This window comes from Chryseobacterium artocarpi (assembly GCF_001684975.1).
In the GTDB taxonomy this organism is placed as follows: Bacteria; Bacteroidota; Bacteroidia; order Flavobacteriales; family Weeksellaceae; genus Chryseobacterium; species Chryseobacterium artocarpi.
Genome location: NZ_MAYH01000001.1, coordinates 482764 through 503166 on the forward strand (window position 1 = coordinate 482764; position 20403 = coordinate 503166).

General features: G+C 34.8%; 18 protein-coding genes. 12 read left to right on the forward strand and 6 right to left on the reverse strand.

Features of this window, described 5'->3' with window-relative positions; genetic code table 11:
• From BBI01_RS02020 to BBI01_RS02060, 8 genes are all read left to right on the forward strand, one after another.
• Positions 1–831, forward strand: a complete 831-nt coding sequence (locus tag BBI01_RS02020) for a hypothetical protein (protein ID WP_065393016.1) — start codon at positions 1–3, stop codon at positions 829–831.
• A gap of 161 nt (positions 832–992) precedes the next feature.
• The gene (locus BBI01_RS02025; protein ID WP_065393017.1) at positions 993–1403 is read left to right on the forward strand and encodes a 5-fold beta-flower protein; all 411 of its coding nucleotides are present in this window, start codon (positions 993–995) and stop codon (positions 1401–1403) included.
• 526 nt (positions 1404–1929) lie between these two features.
• A complete protein-coding gene (locus BBI01_RS02030) occupies positions 1930–2790 on the forward strand; it encodes a hypothetical protein (protein WP_065393018.1) in 861 nt (286 codons plus the stop codon).
• A 110-nt stretch (positions 2791–2900) separates the two neighbouring features.
• Complete coding sequence (locus tag BBI01_RS02035; protein ID WP_065393019.1) at positions 2901–3752, forward strand: hypothetical protein; 852 nt, start codon at positions 2901–2903, stop codon at positions 3750–3752.
• A gap of 155 nt (positions 3753–3907) precedes the next feature.
• On the forward strand, positions 3908–4768 hold the full coding sequence (locus BBI01_RS02040; protein WP_065393020.1) for a hypothetical protein: 861 nt from the start codon (positions 3908–3910) through the stop codon (positions 4766–4768).
• A 305-nt stretch (positions 4769–5073) separates the two neighbouring features.
• A complete protein-coding gene (locus BBI01_RS02050) occupies positions 5074–6384 on the forward strand; it encodes an ATP-binding protein (protein WP_065393022.1) in 1311 nt (436 codons plus the stop codon).
• A 69-nt stretch (positions 6385–6453) separates the two neighbouring features.
• Positions 6454–7023 carry a hypothetical protein gene (locus BBI01_RS02055; protein WP_123862051.1) on the forward strand — a complete coding sequence of 190 codons (570 nt, stop codon included), beginning with the start codon at positions 6454–6456 and terminating at the stop codon, positions 7021–7023.
• A complete protein-coding gene (locus tag BBI01_RS02060) occupies positions 7020–7460 on the forward strand; it encodes a lysozyme (protein ID WP_065393024.1) in 441 nt (146 codons plus the stop codon). The genes BBI01_RS02055 and BBI01_RS02060 overlap by 4 nt, the downstream gene beginning before the upstream one ends.
• Positions 7461–7490: 30 nt before the next feature.
• Here BBI01_RS02060 and BBI01_RS02065 read toward each other — a convergent pair whose 3' ends face one another.
• Both BBI01_RS02065 and BBI01_RS02070 read right to left on the reverse strand, forming a co-directional pair.
• Positions 7491–7775: a hypothetical protein gene (locus tag BBI01_RS02065; RefSeq protein WP_123862052.1), complete on the reverse strand. Its 285-nt coding sequence runs from the start codon at positions 7773–7775 to the stop codon at positions 7491–7493.
• A gap of 460 nt (positions 7776–8235) precedes the next feature.
• Entirely contained in the window at positions 8236–9375 is a 1140-nt protein-coding gene (locus BBI01_RS02070) for a tetratricopeptide repeat protein (protein ID WP_123862053.1), read from the reverse strand.
• A 615-nt stretch (positions 9376–9990) separates the two neighbouring features.
• On the opposite strand from BBI01_RS02070, the gene BBI01_RS02075 reads away from it, so the two are divergent.
• Complete coding sequence (locus tag BBI01_RS02075; protein ID WP_065393027.1) at positions 9991–10851, forward strand: DUF4240 domain-containing protein; 861 nt, start codon at positions 9991–9993, stop codon at positions 10849–10851.
• Positions 10852–11365: 514 nt separating this feature from the next.
• On the opposite strand, the gene BBI01_RS02080 is transcribed toward BBI01_RS02075, so the two are convergent.
• Both BBI01_RS02080 and BBI01_RS02085 read right to left on the reverse strand, forming a co-directional pair.
• Positions 11366–12313, reverse strand: a complete 948-nt coding sequence (locus tag BBI01_RS02080) for an alpha/beta hydrolase family protein (RefSeq protein WP_228393920.1) — start codon at positions 12311–12313, stop codon at positions 11366–11368.
• 94 nt (positions 12314–12407) lie between these two features.
• Positions 12408–12878 (reverse strand): hypothetical protein, encoded by a 471-nt coding sequence (locus tag BBI01_RS02085; RefSeq protein ID WP_065393028.1) that lies wholly within the window; start codon positions 12876–12878, stop codon positions 12408–12410.
• 520 nt (positions 12879–13398) lie between these two features.
• Between BBI01_RS02085 and BBI01_RS02090 the strand changes: the two genes are divergently transcribed.
• Complete coding sequence (locus tag BBI01_RS02090) at positions 13399–16155, forward strand: RCC1 domain-containing protein (RefSeq protein ID WP_065393029.1); 2757 nt, start codon at positions 13399–13401, stop codon at positions 16153–16155.
• A gap of 148 nt (positions 16156–16303) precedes the next feature.
• Here BBI01_RS02090 and BBI01_RS02095 read toward each other — a convergent pair whose 3' ends face one another.
• Together BBI01_RS02095 and BBI01_RS02100 are read right to left on the reverse strand one after the other, a co-directional pair.
• Positions 16304–17092, reverse strand: a complete 789-nt coding sequence (locus BBI01_RS02095; RefSeq protein WP_065393030.1) for a PhzF family phenazine biosynthesis protein — start codon at positions 17090–17092, stop codon at positions 16304–16306.
• A gap of 63 nt (positions 17093–17155) precedes the next feature.
• The gene (locus BBI01_RS02100; RefSeq protein ID WP_065393031.1) at positions 17156–17668 is read right to left on the reverse strand and encodes a hypothetical protein; all 513 of its coding nucleotides are present in this window, start codon (positions 17666–17668) and stop codon (positions 17156–17158) included.
• A 461-nt stretch (positions 17669–18129) separates the two neighbouring features.
• Between BBI01_RS02100 and BBI01_RS02105 the strand changes: the two genes are divergently transcribed.
• Positions 18130–18981, forward strand: a complete 852-nt coding sequence (locus BBI01_RS02105) for a hypothetical protein (RefSeq protein ID WP_065393032.1) — start codon at positions 18130–18132, stop codon at positions 18979–18981.
• Between the two features lie 2 nt (positions 18982–18983).
• Positions 18984–20402 (forward strand): phage tail protein, encoded by a 1419-nt coding sequence (locus BBI01_RS02110; RefSeq protein ID WP_065393033.1) that lies wholly within the window; start codon positions 18984–18986, stop codon positions 20400–20402.
• The last annotated feature ends 1 nt before the right edge of the window (position 20403 follow it).

Below are 20403 nucleotides of genomic sequence, written 5' to 3' on the forward strand. Positions count from 1 at the left end.
ATGGTAGTAATTGAAAAACTAAATAATTTTATTAAAGAGTTGTATAATAATAACTTAACAGTAAATAAAAATAATATTGAAGAAGTAATAAAAAATGCTGACTTTTTAAGCCAAAGAATATTAACAAGGGCTAAAGATTGGATTAAAGTTGAAATTCCTGAAGAAGATTATCAGTACAATTCTATAAGTAGCTTAATCTTAGATTGGTCTTCTACAACTAATGATTTAGATGAAGAATATCTTTGGGGAGGTTTTAAAATCTTAGGTCTTTTTGAATCATTGGGGTATCCTTCTCATTTTTGGGATAATTACAATAATGACAGCCGTTTTTGGAAAAACAATTCTCAACCTGAAGCTGAAGCTATCTGGCAAGAGTTTTTACCTAAACTTAATTATTTTCATAAGTCAGGTCATGGAGATGATGGGACATATGGTTGTATATTAAGAGAGGAAGGTGTTTACCCTTGTCCTATTTATTTTTTTGATTCAGGTATCTGGTTTAAAATGGATATGAATTTCGAAGAATACTATAATACTATGATTGCTTGCAAAGCTGTATATTATTGGCAATATTTTTATATTGATACACAGGATATTGTAAAAAAACTAGGCACTTACAAACCTTGTTATATGGAAGCTGGTACTTATTATTTTAATGGTCCCAAACCTTTTCTTGATAAATTTAAAGACGGTACGTTTACGTATTCAGCAGAGGGAGTCTTACATCAAATGAAAAATATTATTAAACGTTTTCCTAAGTTATTTCCTGATGTAGATCTAACTTATTTCAAAGAAAGATGTGATGCTTTAGAAAAAGCATTAAATTTATAAAATAAAACTATAATTTATAAAGCGAAACTTTACAAAAAGTTTCGCTTTTTCTTTCCCCAATCATCACCCAGTCTCATTTCAATCATCCAACATAAAAGAATAATCAATACTTTTGAATACATCAAATAACCCCAGATTAATAACCCATTAAAATCTTAAATATGAAAAAAGCACTATTCCTTTGCTCTTTGTTCTTCGGGCTTTCTGCTATAAGTGCACAGACTATAGAATCCGGGAGCCGCAGTACTACAGGTTATATCAAAAGTGACGGAACCATAGAAAACAGCAGCCATTCCACAGTAGGATATATTAAAAGTGACGGAACGATTGAAAATAAAAGTCGCAGTACAATTGGGTATATCAAAAGTGACGGAACAATTGAAAATAAGAGCCGTTCTACGGTAGGCTATGTGAAAAGCGATGGAACAGTAGAAAACAGCAGCCGTTCAACCATTGGTTATATCAAAGATGATGGAACGGTAGAAAGTAGTAGCAGAAGCACTATAGGCTATGCAAAAGGCATCAAAAAAGAATGGGCGGCAGTAGTATATTTCTTCTTTAAACTGGATTAATAAATGATCTCTTCATAAAGGAAACTATACTTTGAACATATAGTAAAAAACAAGGCTCGGATTTTATAATCCGAGCCTTTTTATTGAAACATCTATGAAAGAATTTAAAAAAAATATCACGCAAATCAATCAGCCGCTTTATCAGAATCGATTATTGATTCCCTCCTTAGCTTACTTAAAATAAAGCGTAACTAAGAAGAAACCTTTGCGTTTATAAAATCTCCATTACTCAATTCTTCTCTCCAGCACTAATACATCTCATTCTCCAAAAAAACAGAACCCACTGCAACTACAGAATAGTAAGGTCAAAAAACTTTCCCATGAACAAAAAAAGTATGAATTTTGAGCACTGAAACTTAAGCAACCAGCTATCCGATTTTTTAAAAAAAAGGACTGACACTACTGAATAACGGGCTACAAAATTTTTCCCAACACAAAAAACAAGTTTCGAATCTTAAAAACATACTATAAATAATCATCTAAAACCTAAGGCTTTTATACCCAATAAGCCGTAAAAAATATTATCATGGAAGAAAATAAACCCATCACGAGAGAAGAGCTAAAAACCTATTTTGAAACAGGTAAATATCCTACACAAAGTCAGTTTTCGGACCTGATTGATTCTTTAAAGCATAAAAAAGACCGCTTTACGAATAAGGAAGCCATCATTATGGCTAACAGCATTGTCTCTATAAATAATGTATACCTTGGTTTTTATGCGTTTGGTGTTGAAAATCAAAAATTTCCAATATTGATCAGCTCTGATGATGAAGAGGTTCAGGAGATCATTATAGAGAATACGCCCAGAGGTGAAATAAAGCAATATTTATTTGGTAATGGTCCTTATACCTTTAGAACAAAAAAATTCCCTGCAGAAGGATTAGGAGAGAATGAGTATTATTATTTAGAGATTGTTTCGAGTGATACTACCAGCAGAATGGTAAGAATATTTGGAAATACTCTTCCAACAATTCCTGAGGGATTAGAGTTTGTGATGTCTGAGGATAGGTGGTTAAACGCAAGGATAAATAAGATGAATGCAGGACAACAATTAAAAATTGCACACACAAATATTGAATTTGTTAATAAAACAGAGGTATCTGTTCAATATAAGATAGAGGCAGGACAATGGGCAAATCCTTATACGGGTAAAAGCATCGTTACTGATCATTATGATATGCATGATATTCTTTATTTAGTGTTTAAAGCAGACCTTCGGGGCACAAATCAGTCTATAGGGTGTAGTGTCTATGATATGGATAGCAATAAGCTTTTAAAGACCATTAACCTGGAAGCTGGGCAGAACATCCAAACTACAGGTGGAGTAGAAATAAAAGAAATCAGAAATGTAAGAATTGAGTGTGATTATTACAGAAATGAAAAATAATACTGCTATAAATATATCCCCAAAAATAATCTCAAATTTAAAATACAATATAAATAATCATTGAAAACCCAAACAGTGATGCTGAATGCAAAGCTGTAAAGAATAGTATTATGGAAGAAAATAAACTAACTACCAGAGATCAGTTAAAAGCCTATTTTGAAACCGGTAAATATCCAACAGAAGTTCAATTTGCAGACTTAATAGACTCTCTAAGGCTTAAGGAAGATGTCCTTACCAAAAAAGAATTGGCAATCCTTGCTAATAATTTAGCATCTATCGATAATGTATATATTATTTGTTTAGTAAATAATGTGGGAAACCTGAAATTTTCATTTGTGATAAGCACAAACGATGCAGAAGATCAGGTATTCTCAGCGGGAGATTTCAAAGGCTTATTAGATAGAAGGTTTATTATAGGCAGCGCACCTTATACGATTAAAGTAAAAGAAATTATAGAAGGTGATTTAAAAGAAAATGAATATTATAATTTGACTTACCAATTAAATCAAACCTATACTATTGCGAGATTGTTCGGAAATAATCTCAAGACCGTTTCTGCGGGATTCGACTTTGGCGAACTGGAAAGCGTAGGATTGCCAATACAGCTTTCAAAAGTGGATTACGGGAAAAAGATAAACATTTTACATACCAATGTGAAGTTTGTGAACAAAACGGAAGTTCCTATCCAATACAGACTTCAAGCCACCGGATGGGGTGATAGGTATAGAACAGAAGATACTGTTACTGACCATTATGATCTGGGAGACTATTTATATCTCAATTACAAAGCAGATCTTACAAAGATAGAGAATACGATAAAATGTGATATCTATAATGCCGATAATGATACTCTTTTGACAACAGCTTATCTTGTTGCCAGAGAAAATCATACCTCTTTGGATGGTGGTCATGTTAAGGGAATGAAAAATATAAGAATCGAATGTAGTTATTCTGTAGATTAAATAGGTTTAAATTTATTTTGTCAACTATAATGAATGATTTTATGATTTTTAATCTGAAAATTGCTGCAACTACAGAATAGATAAACCCAAAAACTTCCTCAGGAATTAAAAAATGATGAATTTTGAACTTTAAAACAAAACGAAATAAAAATAGTATGGAGGATAATAAACTAATAACCAGAGACCAGTTAAAAACCTATTTCGAAACCGGAAAATATCCAACGCAAAGCCAGTTCACAGACCTGATAGACTCTTTAAAGCATAAGGAAGATACTCTTAATAGAAGAGAATTATTAATCCTTGCCAATAGTTTAGTAACTATAGATGATGCAACATTTTACTATACTACAAATAATATTGATGATATTAAAATGCAGGTTGCCATAAGTTCATCGAATGAAGAAGATCAAATGATTACCATAAAAAACGCTATGAGTTTAGGTGCAGTAAAACAATACTTATTAGGTAGCGCACCTTATACAGCTGAAATTAAAAAAACAGTATCAGGTGATTTAAATGGAACTGTATATTATAGTCTGAATTATGCTTTGAATAAGAGCTATCGTATTAGTCGATTATTTGGAAATAATTTGCCGGGTATTCCTGATGGATTCTATCTTGGAGAAGTGAATAATTTTAATGTAGCACTAGAAATTAATAAAGCAGATTTTGGACAAAAAATAGAGATTATCAACACGAAAATTAAATTTATTAATAAAACCGAAGTTCCGATTCAATATATGGTATCCTCTCAGTATTGGGGTGACAGAGCCAGAAGTGAAGATTCTGTTACGGATCATTATAGCGCATGGGATTTTCTGATTTTTAATTTTAATGCAGATCTTCGTGCATTCACTCAATCTGTACGATGTGATATTTTTGATGCTGATAATGATACACTGCTAGCTACGGGGTATTTACAAGCTGGAATTAACCAAGATAGATGGATTGGTGGGCAGGTAAGACAAACCAGAAATGTAAGAATTGAATGTGCCTATTTTGAGGTTCAGGAATAATCACAATATAAACGCCACATTCTGTAAAAATTAAATATAATTCCAGAATCATAGATAAAAAATAGGTAATGTACTTTATTGCCATTCCTGAAAATACAATCCTCATCCAGTAAAAAACTCTTTAAAATACTGGAAACTTCCGATGTGTCACCATTGATTTCCAACGGAGAAGCATCATCAACAATTACCATATCTAATTTTCCAAAATCAGTTAACAAATTCCGTGAAATCGGAGCGTGTCAGCTGAGGTTATCCTTAATGGAAAATAAACAGATCGTTTCAACAATAAACAAGAATCAAATCTCATGGAGTCAGAACAATTACAAGAATTATTTACTCATTTAGAAAAGGTTATTACATGGCGTATCAACAATCCTTCAGAGGATTTTAATATAGGAGCCCCTGAATTTAATCCCAATAACCATGAAAACTTTCAATTAGGACATTATATTTCAGGGAAAGGGCTTACCCATAAGGAAATTATTATCCTTTTAATAGCATTACTTCCAAGATTGGAACCAACATTGTTGAAGCGTATCTTTCTCGAATTTCCGGGAAATACATTGTTCGACTTCTGTTCAACCAATGATAATGGTAGGCTCTTTTATCCTACAATCCAGACCATTCAGTATATTTTAGGAGGTGAAAATATTTCTGAAAGATTAAAAACACTGGATTATTTCGGATCAGATTCCGTTTTAATCAGAGAAGAAATTCTTGTTTTTTCCAGTCATGATCCTATAGCAATGAATAGCCAGATCAGCATTCATCCTGAAGCCTTCAGTACGATGATCTTCGGCTTAGAATCTCTCCCTAAAATGAGCAATGATTTTCCGGCAGAACAAGTGAAAACCCTTAGATCTTGGTCAGATTTAATACTCCCTGATGCTACACTAAACGAGCTTCAGAATATCGAAGAATGGTATAATAGCAGGCATATCCTTATGGAAGAATGGGGCATGCAGAAAAAGCTTAAGCCAGGATTCAGAGTATTGTTCTATGGAGATCCGGGGACAGGAAAAACCCTTGCAGCAAGTCTTTTAGGGAAATATACCAACCGTCCGGTTTTCAGAATAGATGTTTCTATGCTTGTCTCCAAATATATCGGAGAAACAGAAAAGCAATTGGCTAAACTGTTCGATAAAGCAGAAAATAAAAACTGGATCTTATTCTTTGATGAAGCTGATGCTATTTTCGGGAAACGTACCACTGTAAGAGATGCGCATGACAAATATGCCAATCAGGAAGTTTCTTACTTATTACAACGTATAGAAACCTTTTCAGGGCTTATTATTCTAGCGTCCAACTTTAAAAATAATATGGATAAAGCCTTTACGCGACGCTTTCATAGCTGCATACAATTCAATAATCCAAAGCATGAAGAGCGTCTGCGTATCTGGCAGCAAAACTTACCGGTACAATTACAGCTGGATGATATCAACTTAGATCAAATTGCCCAACGATATGAGCTCACCGGTTCCAATATTATGAATGTGATACAGGATGTCAGCTTAAAAGCCATTGCATTAAAAGATAAAAGCTATAAAGTAAGCTTAGACATGCTGGTAGACAGCATCAGAAAAGAATATGTGAAAGAAGATAAAATATTCATGTAAGGAATTGAATTTCAATTAGAATTCCTCGCATTGAAAACTAAAAAAACAAAAGACTTAAAAATAAAACCAATGAAAGCGAAAATTCTAATATTGCTTCTGCTGAGCGGTCTCATGCTCGGCTGCAGGAGTAAACATAAAATTACAACCACTTACAAAGAAAACAGAACAGAAACGGAAAATGTAAAAACCGATTCCTCAAGCTTACAAAACTTGCAATCAGTTCAAAGTACATCTGAAGACGTATCTCTCAAAGAATCAAAAAATGAAATGTCTGGAGATATGGTGATCAAAGGAAAATCTGATCTATCCAATCCCTTTGTTTTTCATAATGTACTGGGAAAAGATACCGTCCAAAGTATTTCTATCATGGGAAATGCAGAATATACCATCAGCAACCATTATACAAAAGCAGACCATAAAAAATCAGAGGTCAAAAAAGAAGAATCAGTATATATTGTTCAGGATGTGGCTCAGAAAGCTGTTTCAAAAGAAACCATCAAAGAAGTGAAGGCGAAGGTTTCAGAAGAGACAAGAAAGATAAAATCAACAGGTTTTGAAGTTGCAGCCTGGATCTTCATCACTCTGATAGGAATCGCTTTAATCATCGTCTTTTTCATCTATAAATATTTAAAAAAATGAAAACATCACAAAAAGGAATCAATCTGATCGTATCATTCGAAGGATTCAGCTCCAAACCTTATCTTGATTCTGCGGGAATTCCAACCATAGGGTACGGAAATACTTACTATCCGGGTGGAAAGAAAGTTACCATGAAAGATCCGGCTATCACAAAAGAAAAAGGAATAGAATTATTTTCATCTGTTTTACCAATCTATGAAAAAATAGTAAACAATAAAGTAAAAATAGCCCTTACTCAAAACCAATTTGATGCCCTTGTATCACACACTTACAATACAGGCGGATCTGATACTCTGTTTTCCCTGATCAACAAAAGAGCAGGCGAGGATGCAATCAGAACCTGGTTTACCACAAAATATATTACAGCAGGCGGAAAAACTTTAAATGGTTTGATCCGAAGAAGAAAAGCGGAGGCTGATTTGTTCTTTGCGAAATAAAAATTCCCCACTAAACAGTGGGGATTGTTATTATCTAGGAAATATAGAAATCATTATAGAATTATCGGGCGCATCTTGAAACAATATATCTGTATCGGGTAACTCACCTTCTCTAATTAGATCCCATCTATTTACCTTTATTTTTTCTTCTTCAAAAAAATTACTAATTAAATCGGCAAAGTTTTCACATTCTTGATCTCTTGCTGGATAACCAATTGATATGTGGTCATTATTTACTGTAAATTTAGCGTTAGTTTTAAATATTTCCAATTCAATTTTTAACTGATCATAATCTTTTTTGGTAAAACTTCTCATCTTTATTAATTTATATCTCAAATATATAAACAATCTAAACTCCAGCATTATGGTTTTCCGTAGAGTTATTACTACAAGCATAACCGTGAAAATACCTAAAAGAAACCGCTAAATTACGGTAGATAGAAAAACTTTAAATGGATTGATCCGGAGAAGAAAGAGTGAGGATTATTATTCTTTGAGAGGTGAACTTGTTGAATTTTATGTCTTTAAATAACTGATCCCCACTGTTTTTAGGTGGGGATTCTTTTTTTTCAAACTAACATTAATGTAATCTTAGTTTGTAGTTGCTGAATGTGTGACGAGTTTAAATAAACTCGACATTTAGATCTTAGATGTTGATCAAATCTTGAAGTTTCATATGGTAGTTTTTTGAAATTGTGTCAGTTTTCGAGTGTAAAATTAATTAAATATATTTAATACGCAATATTTGCATATTAAATATACATACTATCTATGTTTATTCTGTGTTATCATCTTTAGATTTACTAAATATATCTTCAATATCTATACCATTTAAGGCTTCATCTTGCTTTGCTTCACTATAAAGACCTTTGTCAAGCCTAAGGGCTTCGGTAAGATTAGCTTCGGCTTTGCTTTTTAACGTATTCACGTAATCAGTTTTAATTGCATCTTTGAATTCAAGATATTCCCTATTATAATTACATGCTAAATTGTAATAAGCGGGAGCGTAAGTTGGTTCATTTTTTATTAACTCTTTTAATTTTTTGTTTGAGTTATCGAAATCTTTAAGTAATTTACTTTTGATATAACATGCGTTTAATAAGCTTATTTTTTCATCTTTATCTTTAATGTATGCCATTTCATAAGCTTTTGCTGCTAATTCGTATTCATCCATTGCGTATAAAAACTTACCAAGTCTTTTTGTTAATAAAGGGTTTAATTTGTCAACACCATTTGATGAAACATAATTTAAAATTTCTTGCTTATCTTTTTGTTCCATTTTAGAAAAGTCAGAATTTAAATGATTATTTAATTTGTCCTCATTATGGACATAAACAATATTTGGGTTCATTGCTTCGCCTGTTAATATTGATTCTATATTTTTATCGTTAACTACTAATTCTTCAAAAATAGTAGTTACAGATAAAATAAAGAAAACTATAAATCCTAAAATAAAAAATGTTCCTATGATAGAACCAATAATAACTGTATGACTATCGTCTTTACTTAGCGAATAAGATAGATGATGAATGATTAATTTTAAGTATTTAAAAATATCTTTAAATTCAACCAGAGTAATACCAACAATAATTTTTGTTAACCAGCTAGTTATTTCTTTTAGTGAAGAATTACGTTGATACTTTTCTAGTAAGCTGTTGTTATTGTTATGAGAAGGGAAGCCAAAAAGGAATCCTAAAAAGCTACCTGCAAAAAATGATAAAAACTGAATCAACATAAGAGATGACAATGTTCTACTATATTCTGCACCAGTTGTAGTATTAAGACTATAAATGATAATTAGTATACTCGTAATTATGAGAATTAAACACGTGTAATTTAGGTATTTATTATTACAAATTGGGATATACGCATTTATGTTTAGCTTTTTATCCATGGCTTTTTTCTTAGTTTTCACGAAAATAGTGTTTAATAATGAGATATGTAGTGATATTTTTGAAATTTTGGCGAAACTACTGAATAAGATTTAAACAGCCTTACGGTTTCCTGTAGAGTTATTACTACAACTGTATCCGTAAAACTACGTATATCATACACTTAAACACGCGTGGTCATTAGAAATCTGCCCCTATATAAGACCTTTTTATAGGGCTTTTTTTTGAAATATATTGACTCAAATAAAATATTAATGCATTTCATTGACTTGACAATTGCAAAAACGATTATTATGTTCTAACTTTGCACCCGATTCTCATATTTAATTTGAGTTCATGGTTATTAGTTTTTATCCTCGGAGACATCCGGGGATTTTTTATTTATGCTATTGAAGTACTCAGGATTTGATATTTTGAAGCTGTATTGGAAAAGTTTTATGATTATACTCATAATGTGGTGAATTAAAACATGTTAATTTTAACATTAAGTTTTTCATCATTAGTTTATTTGAATAGTTCCCTGGAGAAATCCGGGGATTTTTATGGGTATTATGTGAAGATAAAACTGAAGAAAATAGCTGAGGTCCTTATTTTTTTGTAGTTTCATTCCCTTAAATCCATAAGCCACATTATAGACTATGAAAAGGAATCTTATCAATCAAAACGGAGTCTCAGACAAGTTTTGGAATATTGAATATGAAGGAAACACACAAAAAATAGTTTTTGGTAAGACAGGCACTAAAGGACGTGAAACCATTAAAGAATTCGCAGATGAAAATGAATGTATCCGAGAGTCTGAAAAACTGATCAGTCAAAAAACCAAAAAAGGATACACCGAAATCCTCGGAAATGCCGAAATACCACAAAAAACAGAACTCTCCGAAGCTGAAAAGGCAGATATCTATTTCTGGGAAGCCATCGAAAAATCAAATAAATACAAAAACGCCCATTGGAGCGAATATGATATCGATGAACATCTGGAAAACCTGACAACATATCTTTCCAGATCTGGAAAAGAAAGATTGATTCTTTTTGAAAAGACCCTTCAGGAAAAGCTGAGCGAACTCTACACCGCTGAAATAGCAGAACTATCCATCATTCTTGAATGTGAATTCACTTCCGAAAATGGCAATTACACTTTTAACGATTATCTTTCGGATGACGGATTCATTTACTTCCGCTGTTGGCTACTGCTGAAAGGGAAGGAGTTCTATGAAGATATTAAAAAAGATATCCAGGCATTTGTCAGTGGAAAGTATAGTTTCAATATTGGGGACTGTTGGGCAGAAGGGCTGCTATATGTATCTGATGAAGCATATTCAGTAAATCATGATAATGAAGATGAATCTGAGATCAGAGATACCGTCAACGAACTTTATCCTGATAATCATTATGACAGCATGAGCCGGGAGATGAACCGAAAACCTAAAGGAGGTGCCGATCTACAGAAGATGTATCCCAAATTGGTAAAAGAAATAGCAGAATTAAGAAGTGAATAAAAGCCAAAGATATTCTTTTAACATAATCATAGTGGTCAAATACTTTTTTTAAACCACATAGATCCATAGAAAACAACTCGCTAGTAGCTATAATCCTATGTTTCTATGTGGTTTAAACCAAACAATCACATCTTCATCCTGCTTCATCAGCGACTTTGTCGCTACCTTTTGCTATCTCAAAGTACCATATCCCGTTAGGTAACCCCCTCCAGGTAGTACAACAACTGTCTGTACGCCCTTCAACAACGGTATAGAGCCAGTTCGATAAGGGGTTACAGACCGTTAGACAAGGGGCTCTACCCCCTTACCTAAGGGGGTAGAACCCGTTCATCAAGGGGGTGTAGCCCCTTAGGAAGTCCCTCCAGAGGGTTAGATAAGTACCTATAGCCACTTTAGAATGGGGTACAGCTATCTCGTGAACACTTTTATAGTGTTTTTGTCTGTCAGAAAATAAAAATCTCCAAAGTTAGGGGGACTTCGGAGATTAGGTTTTTTTGATGATAGCTGTGCTATATTATTTTGATGATTTTCTGTTTTTAATCCATGCTATAGCGTATTCTACAGGTTCTTTGGAATCTGAAAATGCAGTATTGTGTCCTAGAGCCGGATACAGTTTATATTCATAATTTGTCTTGTTAGGCTTTAACTGATTCAGATGCTCAATAGACAGATTTACAGGAACCTGAATATCTTTTCCTCCAAAAATCCATAATCCCGGAATAGACAACTCAGCAAGAGTCTTGTTGGGATCTGTATCTTCAAACTCATATCGGTCAGGGTCTGTCATAATGTGCTTCCTTGCATCATCTTCAGTATGAGTATCCCAGAAATTGGAATCTCCATTGGTGTAAAACTGAAAACGAAGCTGTTCCTTTACAGTAATAAGCGCTCCGCTGAAGATTGTCATAAATTTAACTTTCTTATTTTTTTGAGCAGCTAAAGGAATGATCCAGCCGGCTTGGCTGCCCCCAATCAGTCCGATGGGTACTTTATTTTGTAAATCTTTAGAGAGTATATCTACAGCAGAGCTTACATCTGAAGAAAGCAGGTTAAGATTAAAGGCATCCACATTGTTGGTTCCCACTTCCGGTCCTGCATACACTCCGCCGGATTCCCCGACTCCCCGTTTATCATAAGTAAGAACAGCAATACCATTATCAGCCAGAAGCGTTGCAAACTCTGTCATTCTTTTTTCCTGTCCGGAACCATGAACGATCACTACCGCAGCAGTAGCATGATCAGGCTTGAAAATTGTTCCTGAAAGAGATATTCCTGAGCTGGTAAATGTCACATTTGTAGTGGTAAAGCTTTTCGGATTGGCTGCTGACAAATTATTGAATAAAACATTCAATACCAATAGGAAAGTCGTTAATATATTGAAGTTTAATCCTCGTAAAGGTTTATTAAAACTGCTCTTTCCTGTAATTGATGAATTACGGACAAATGATTTTGCAGTGTTCAAATGTTTAAAATTTTGCACTTGGTTTTAGTTTATTGGTTGATTATAAAAATAATCATAATTCTATTCAATCCACAAAGCAGATAACTTATAAAAATTAACGGACAAGATACCAGATTAAAGCACCAATTCCGGCATAAGCAGTAACGGTAATAATATCAGCGATAGGCTGTGAAAAACGCTTTTCGGCAATTTTCTCCGCATTGATCTGGTTCTTATGGAATTTCAGGACTTTTTTAGGGCTACCAACCGGGTGAGCAACCAGGCTGTCACTTTCCCATCTGTCAACTATTATTTTATAGCTTCTGCCATCAACATCAATTTTAACGTTCTTATTAGGCGTAAGCTTGTCTTGAATATTGATTGGAACAGGCGTTTGCTGTATATTTAGAGCTTTGGGTTCATCCGTTAACGTTTTCATGGGTGCAGCAGTGTTATTAAAAGAAGGTGTGCTCCTTTGGGATGCCTGCTTATTGTTGGTCTCAGGATCTGGTTGCTTTTTTACCTGATAAGTATAGCAACTGGTAAGAGATAATGATAAAATGATGAAATAAAGATTCTTTCGCATTAGCCAAATTTAAGAATTAAACGGAATATTTAGCGTTTTCTTTTGAAAGATGCTGTTTTTTGAAGAATTTTTAGAGGAAAAATCTTTTGAATTTGATTCGATCATAAAAAATTCTTTTTATTTCCTTTTATTTTTGAATATTTTCAATAAAAATGTATTTTTATAATAAATAATACATTTTATTTTAATATATGATATTGTTTGTATAATAAAAACTAAAAAATAACCAGAAAACTAATCAAATCATGAACGGAATTACCTGTACTTATTCTCTGGAATACGTCAAAACTCATTGTTTCCAGCAATGTAATACAACTTTAATCTATCAAAATTTCTTTAACGCTATAAATCAATAAGTCACATAGGCTTTATTTGATCATTTTCTACTGACCAAAGGTGAAATTATCTGATCGCAAAATTGTTTTGTGTTCAAATGACTTATGATATGGAGTTCAGAAACCATTAAAACGAAGCGTAACCGAAAAGCTATACGAGTAGGAAAATATCACAACATTAAAATATGAAAAAAACATTTTTATTATTTGTATTCATCAGTTTACAATCTTTTGCCCAGTGCTGGCAAAGTATTAGTGTAGGAAAAGAACATTCCGTAGGGGTAAAGACAGATGGATCGCTATGGGGCTGGGGAGTTAACTTCTCAGGAGAATTGGCGGACCTGAATGTGAATGGCAGAAATGCCCCGACCCGAATAGGGAAGTTAACCAATTGGAAAATAGTAAGTGCCGGTGCAAGCCAGACCTTCGCTATTAAAACAGATGGAACATTGTGGGCATGGGGACGTAACGAATATGGACAATTAGGAGATGGAACTACCATTTCAAAAAGAGTTACAACACAAATCGGAACAGCTACCAACTGGAAAAGTGTTAGTGTAGGAGAATTCTTTACGGTAGGAATCAAAACAGATGGAACATTATGGGCATGGGGACGTAATGAATATGGGCAGCTGGGAGATGGGACTACCATTTCCAAAAAAACTCCAATACAAATAGGAACGGATACCAATTGGCAAACTGTAAATGCTGCATACAATAGTGTATTAGGAATTAAAACAGATGGAACGCTATGGGGATGGGGATCGAATTTTAGCGGGCAATTGGGAGATGGGACCACTACGGAAAAATCAATCCCAACAAAAATCGGGACAGATATGAACTGGAAAAGTATTGATGCTGTAAGTGGATATTCTGTAGGCGTAAAAACAGATGGAACATTATGGACATGGGGCACGAATGTTTATGGGCAATTAGGGGATGGAACTACTGTTTCAAATAAAACTCCAATGCAGGTAGGAACCGCCACAGACTGGCTGAATATAGCCGCGGAAAATGGTTATACATTTGCAACAAAAACAGACGGAACACTTTGGTCATGGGGATATAATTATTATGGACAGCTGGGAAATGGAACAGATGAAGTAATCAATGTAGGTCCTCCTGTACAAGTAGGTACCTCTTTAGATAATCTGGAAATATATGCCGGAAAAAATCATGTTCTTGTAAAGGGTACCGATGGGTCCTTAAAAGCTTGTGGTAAAAATAGTCAAGGACAGCTGGGTGATGGGACTACAACTACGAATATGATTAATAATGATAAAAATACTTTTGTTTCTATTGCTTGTCCTGAAGTATGTATTCTTCCAACACAATTGGCAGTAACAAATATTACTTCTTCAACAGCTACTATTAGCTGGACAGCAGCAGCTCAGACTCCTAGTAAAGGCTATGTATATATTTACAGTACAAATCCTGCCCCTGAAGGGAATAAAAATACAACTGTCTCTACAACTGCAAATCTAACCAATTTATTACCCAACAACACTTACTATTGGTGGGTTTCCTCTGACTGTGGTTTCAGCCAGGTGGTCTGGATGCCGGGAGGTTCCTTTACGACACTTCCTGTAGGTGATAATGGTTGTTGGGAAAGTGCAAGCATTGGTTTATATCATTCTATGGGATTAAAAAAAGATGGAACATTGTGGGGATGGGGAGATAACTCTAATGGAGCATTGGGAGATGGAACTACTATCAACAAAAATACACCAATACAAGTAGGAACAGGAACAGACTGGATGAACATCAAGGCAGGACTTTCTTATTCAGCCGCAATCAAAGAAGATGGAACACTATGGACATGGGGACGGAATTATGATGGACAATTAGGTGATGGAACAACAACCAGCAGAAATATACCGGCACAAGTAGGAACAGGAGCGGATTGGGTAAATATTACAGTAGGTGAGGCTCATATAGCAGCCGTAAAGTCTAACGGAACACTTTGGACTTGGGGTAATAATAAGTATGGACAGTTAGGAGATGGAACCACCGTTAGTAAAACCTTACCTGTACAAATAGGAACAGCAACAGACTGGATAAATATTGCATCAAGAGGAAATCATATTCTTGCCATCAAAACAGATGGGACACTTTGGGCTTGGGGAGATAATTCCAAAGGACAACTGGGAAATGGAACTTTAACAGCCAGTACTACTCCTATTCAAATAGGAACAGCCACGGATTGGAAAGATATTAATGTGGGACGTATTTATTCGATGGGAATCAAAGCAGACGGTACACTTTGGGGCTGGGGAGATAATGCAAAAGGGCAGTTGGGAGATGGAACCACCATTTCAAAAAATACTCCAACACAAGTGGGAACAGCAACAGATTGGCGAAATATTCGTACCGGTTTAAATGGCTCCGTTATCGCAATCAAAACAGATGGAACGCTTTGGACATGGGGAGATAATACAACGGGACAGTTAGGGGATGGAACAGAGACGAACAGATCTACACCAATGCGTATTGGGACTGCTACAGATTGGCAAAGTATAGAAGCAGGAGCTCAAAATACCCTTGCTATAAGTATTGATGGAGCTTTGGGGATTTCCGGTTATAATAGCAGAGGAGAGCTAGGAGATGGTACAAATACTCAGAGTAAGATTTTTAGAGCTATTGCCTGTCCTGTAAATAATGTAACACCTCCGGTAAATAACTTTGCTGCTGAGAAAGTTTCAATACAGGAAAATCAGCTGAGAGTTTATCCAAATCCTGTGCAGGATATTGTGACCATTTCGTCTGAAGAAAAGATTCTTTCGGTAACAGTGTACAATACAGCAGGGAAATCAATACTTACGAAAGAAATCAATGATACAAAAGGAAATATAGATCTTTCCGGAGTATTATCAGGAGTTTATCAGATTAACGTGAAGTTAGTGAATAACCTCATAAAAACAGCGAAAATAATCAAAAGGTAGACGATAAAACAGAATAATAGTTAGACTTTTTAAGTTTATCATCTTTACAAAACAACGCCACTTAAAAATAAGTGGCGTTGTTGTTTATATATACTTTTAGTCGTACTAATCAAGCTTAATATTTAAAATGCAGCCATGCAAGACCACATTACTCTATCCATAGATATCCACTGGAATAAGTTCTTGCTTTACCTGCTACAATCACTCTTTCATTCCTGTTTTCACAATAAAGTTCACCACCTCTTTCCGATACCTGGCGGGCAAAAAGCTGATCTTTTCCTAATCTTTCCGCCCAAAACGGAATAAGTGAGCAGTGTGCAGAACCCGTCACAGGATCTTCAAGAATAGATGACTGCGGTGTAAAATATCTGGAAACAAAATCACTGTCAGTCCCTGGAGCAGTTACAACTACACCACCCGGATCCAGATTGATGAGGTCAAGAATAGATCTTTCAACTTGGATATTCTTTACCTCTTCTTCAGACTCATATACAAGGACATAGTCTCTCGATTTGAAGACCTCTTTAGGCTGTATATTGAGTGATTTGGAAATTGTATCTGGAAGAGTAGACGCTTCAGGCATTCTTGATGGAAAATCCATATAATAAAATCCGTCTTTTACATCTACCGTCAATTCTCCGCTTTTGGTTTCAAAAACGATTCTGGTGTTCTCATAATTTAAAATGGAAGCAAGACAATGAGCCGTGGCAAGGGTTGCATGTCCGCATAAATCCATTTCTATTTCCGGAGTAAACCATCTCAGGTGAATGCTGTCCCCATTGTCTATAAAAAAAGCTGTTTCTGCGACGGCATTTTCACGGGCTATTTTTAAAAGAATCTCATCGGGTAACCAACTTTTCAAAGGAACAACACAGGCAGGATTGCCATGGAAAATCTCTTCTGTAAACGCATCTATTTGATATAATTCTAACTTCATGATTGAGAAAATTTAGGTCTTTAACAAAGGTAAATAAAAGAAATAGGTATCTGATATAAATTTTTACAATTTATCCTGTTTGTGAAATGCTGAAAATCCCTCACTGGATTGCCCTTTTTCCTTTGTTTTTGAAGAGAATAGAGGATTAGCAATTAATAACTTCATTGTAGGAGACTCACCTTTCCAGTTCATCCTTTTATCCAGAAAATAAAAATATACGCCATCAATAGTTTTAATTTCATAAAAATAGTCCGGGAATTTGTTCAGCGTATTTCTTACAGACATATAGCTAATTTCTTCAATTTGTTCGGAAGAATAAGAAACTTCATTAATGATAAGACTATTATCAGTTAGAAAAACATTCGCAGGAGGAAGATTTTTTCTCAGAATCCGATATTCTGATGAACAGATAAATAGTAGAAATAGAACACATAAAATAGCTGGAATAGCCAGATAAACAAGGTCTTCTTCTTTGAGGTAAATATGTAGTGATATGGAAACTATCTGAACAAAAACAACAATGATTCCATATCTGAAAAAGAAAAATTCGAAATAACTTGGGTTTAATTTTTTCATGAATAAATAATAGGGTGGATGCTTGCTGCGCTTATATTGAGCAAGCAGAAAATGTATTTTGTCCTAAAAATACAAAAGTTTACGATAATATTTTACCTGATAACTCACATAATACTGATCACTTTTAAGAATGGTCTGCTGCAACTACAGAATAGGGAGGTCAAAAAACTTTGATATGAATTTTAAAAAAATGAATTTTGAGCATTGTAATTACAGAACAATATCATTCTGAGAGAGTAAGGGGAAATGTAAGTGATGTTCTTCATGTCAAAAAAATTACAAAACATTGGCAATATAAATGGCTCCTGCGATGGTGACATATCAATAATTCACTTATTTATAGGTTGATGGAGTAGGGATATAGTCAAAAGTTATTCAAAAATTTCAATCAAGCCGATTGACCTATCAACAATATAGGTATTTCCCGAATCAATTTTATCAAAACTAATTTCAATAATCAAATGAGTACACCATTAAACATAATTTTCAGTTGGTTCGAAAAAGGAGATATTCCTACAGAAGACCAGTTTAAGGAAACCTTTTCTTCGTTCCGGCATTTAGATGAAAAAATCAAAATGGATGAGGTAACAGGCTTGCAGGAAGCTTTTCAAAAAACGCTTTCTGTCGCAACCTTTACAAACCATCTTGAAGATCAGAACGCACATAATTTAGTGCTGGCAAAGCTTAACGCATCCAATCTTACTACAGCTCATGTAGAAGAATGGAAGAAAAAACTAAAAATCAATTTAGCAGCTACTATAGACGGAAATGGAGAGATAGGAAACGTCTATACAAAAGAGCAGATCAGAGAAATTGTAAATGTTTTTCAAACAAAAGATGATGAATTGCTTGAGCATATTACAAAAATTAATGGAATGCTGATTTCTAATGATGTAAGCCTTGACACCCTTCAGGAAATTGTAGACTATATCAAAGAAAACAGAGCTCAGGTAGAATTGCTTAAAGACACCATGATCACAAGCATATCAGATGATAAAGTTCATCTAGCCGGAAGCTATTCGAATTGGGGTGCTGTCACTTATCAAAACCAGTTTAATGATGTGGTATATGGTAAAATTAAAACCATAGAAGATGCAGCGAATTCCCAAAAAATAAGATATGAAGAGAGAATAAGAGGTGACGCCAGAATAAAACATGATCTGGATACATTAAGCTTTGTGATGGATGCTTACGACACAGTTACCATGTTTACAATTCCTCTCAAAGTAAAAAGAATAGACAACAATACTATAGAAGTGGTATTTGATTCAGTACCACCAAACATCATCCAAATAACAATCAAAAAAATATAATTATGGACATTAAATACGCTTATTATCGAAGCTCAGTAGGGTATAAAATAGAAGGAAAAACAGACAATGATATTTTAACCGCCGGTGGTGGCACCAGAGCAATCAGTTCTTTTTGGCATGACGGGAATTTAAATCCGCTAGATTATGTACCCAAAACACGAACTTTAACAATTAACGGTACTTCTTATGATCTCTCGGCAAACCGATCATTCACAACACCAGACACTATTACCCGTCTGAAAGGTGGTGCATCAGGTTCTTTGGTATCAGGTGATGTTACCCTTTCTGCTGGTGCTAATATGACAATTAACCAGTCTGGAAATACAATCACATTAGTCGCTACGGATACAACGTATAGTGCAGGAAATGGCTTGACACTAGCCGGAACTACATTTTCTTTACCAGTCACTACTTCAGGAACAGGGAATGTGGTGACAGGAATTGTTCAGACAGCCAACGGAATTACCGTAAATCTGGGTTCTATGCCTACCTCATCGGACTTAGCTAATTATATCCCGTTATTACAAAAAGGCGCCGCAAATGGAGTGGCAACATTAGATGGATCCGGGTTGGTTCCTGCATCTCAATTGCCATCTTATGTGGATGATGTTTTAGAAGGATATTATAAAGCTGCAGACGAGAAGTTTTACAAAGAAGCATCTTATACTACCCTTATTGCCGGAGAAACTGGTAAAATCTATGTATCTCTTGATACGAACAAAACTTACCGATGGACGGGAAGTGCATTCGTATATATTACCTCCGGAGCTGTAGATTCTGTAAACGGAATAACAGGTGTTGTAGTCTTAAACAAATCCCATATAGGTTTAAGTAACGTAGATAATACGGCAGACGCAGCGAAAAATGTTCTTTCTGCTACAAAATGGTCTACGGTGAGAACGATTACCCTTTCCGGAGTTACCGCTACAGCACAGAATATTGATGGTTCTGGAAATGTAACAGTCCCTATTATTGCCGTTCCTGCGACATTATTAACAGGTACTGCATCCATCAATACAACCGGGTCTGCTGCCAAACTAACCACACCGAGAACAATTTCTGCTACAGGTGATGCTGCATGGACAACAACTTTTGACGGTTCAGCAAATGTTACCGGAGCGCTGACATTAGCTGCAACAGGGGTAACGGCGGGAACTTATAATCAGGTTACAGTAGATGCTAAAGGTAGAGTAACAGGTGGAAGTAATACATCAAGATCATACACTACTTCTATTTCCGGTACTGCAAGTATCGCACACAATCTGGGGAGCAGAAACGTAGATGTTACAATGTATGATACGGTGACCCTTTACAGAATTGATGGTAGAGTAAAATTAACCGATCAAAATAAAATAGACATTGAATTTGATTCTGCTTTACCTAATGCTGTTTCCATCACAGTAACCCGTAAAGATCTTTAAT

What these genes read in the sequence shown, in the direction of transcription:
- BBI01_RS02110 (WP_065393033.1), top strand. Translation starts at nt 18,984, where the DNA reads ATGGACATTAAATACGCTTATTATCGAAGCTCAGTAGGGTATAAAATA.
- BBI01_RS02090 (WP_065393029.1), top strand. Translation starts at nt 13,399, where the DNA reads ATGAAAAAAACATTTTTATTATTTGTATTCATCAGTTTACAATCTTTT.
- BBI01_RS02020 (WP_065393016.1), top strand. Translation starts at nt 1, where the DNA reads ATGGTAGTAATTGAAAAACTAAATAATTTTATTAAAGAGTTGTATAAT.
- BBI01_RS02075 (WP_065393027.1), top strand. Translation starts at nt 9,991, where the DNA reads ATGAAAAGGAATCTTATCAATCAAAACGGAGTCTCAGACAAGTTTTGG.
- BBI01_RS02035 (WP_065393019.1), top strand. Translation starts at nt 2,901, where the DNA reads ATGGAAGAAAATAAACTAACTACCAGAGATCAGTTAAAAGCCTATTTT.
- BBI01_RS02030 (WP_065393018.1), top strand. Translation starts at nt 1,930, where the DNA reads ATGGAAGAAAATAAACCCATCACGAGAGAAGAGCTAAAAACCTATTTT.
- BBI01_RS02100 (WP_065393031.1), bottom strand. Translation starts at nt 17,668, where the DNA reads ATGAAAAAATTAAACCCAAGTTATTTCGAATTTTTCTTTTTCAGATAT.
- BBI01_RS02050 (WP_065393022.1), top strand. Translation starts at nt 5,074, where the DNA reads ATGGAGTCAGAACAATTACAAGAATTATTTACTCATTTAGAAAAGGTT.
- BBI01_RS02105 (WP_065393032.1), top strand. Translation starts at nt 18,130, where the DNA reads ATGAGTACACCATTAAACATAATTTTCAGTTGGTTCGAAAAAGGAGAT.
- BBI01_RS02095 (WP_065393030.1), bottom strand. Translation starts at nt 17,092, where the DNA reads ATGAAGTTAGAATTATATCAAATAGATGCGTTTACAGAAGAGATTTTC.
- BBI01_RS02055 (WP_123862051.1), top strand. Translation starts at nt 6,454, where the DNA reads ATGAAAGCGAAAATTCTAATATTGCTTCTGCTGAGCGGTCTCATGCTC.
- BBI01_RS02085 (WP_065393028.1), bottom strand. Translation starts at nt 12,878, where the DNA reads ATGCGAAAGAATCTTTATTTCATCATTTTATCATTATCTCTTACCAGT.
- BBI01_RS02060 (WP_065393024.1), top strand. Translation starts at nt 7,020, where the DNA reads ATGAAAACATCACAAAAAGGAATCAATCTGATCGTATCATTCGAAGGA.
- BBI01_RS02065 (WP_123862052.1), bottom strand. Translation starts at nt 7,775, where the DNA reads ATGAGAAGTTTTACCAAAAAAGATTATGATCAGTTAAAAATTGAATTG.
- BBI01_RS02025 (WP_065393017.1), top strand. Translation starts at nt 993, where the DNA reads ATGAAAAAAGCACTATTCCTTTGCTCTTTGTTCTTCGGGCTTTCTGCT.
- BBI01_RS02040 (WP_065393020.1), top strand. Translation starts at nt 3,908, where the DNA reads ATGGAGGATAATAAACTAATAACCAGAGACCAGTTAAAAACCTATTTC.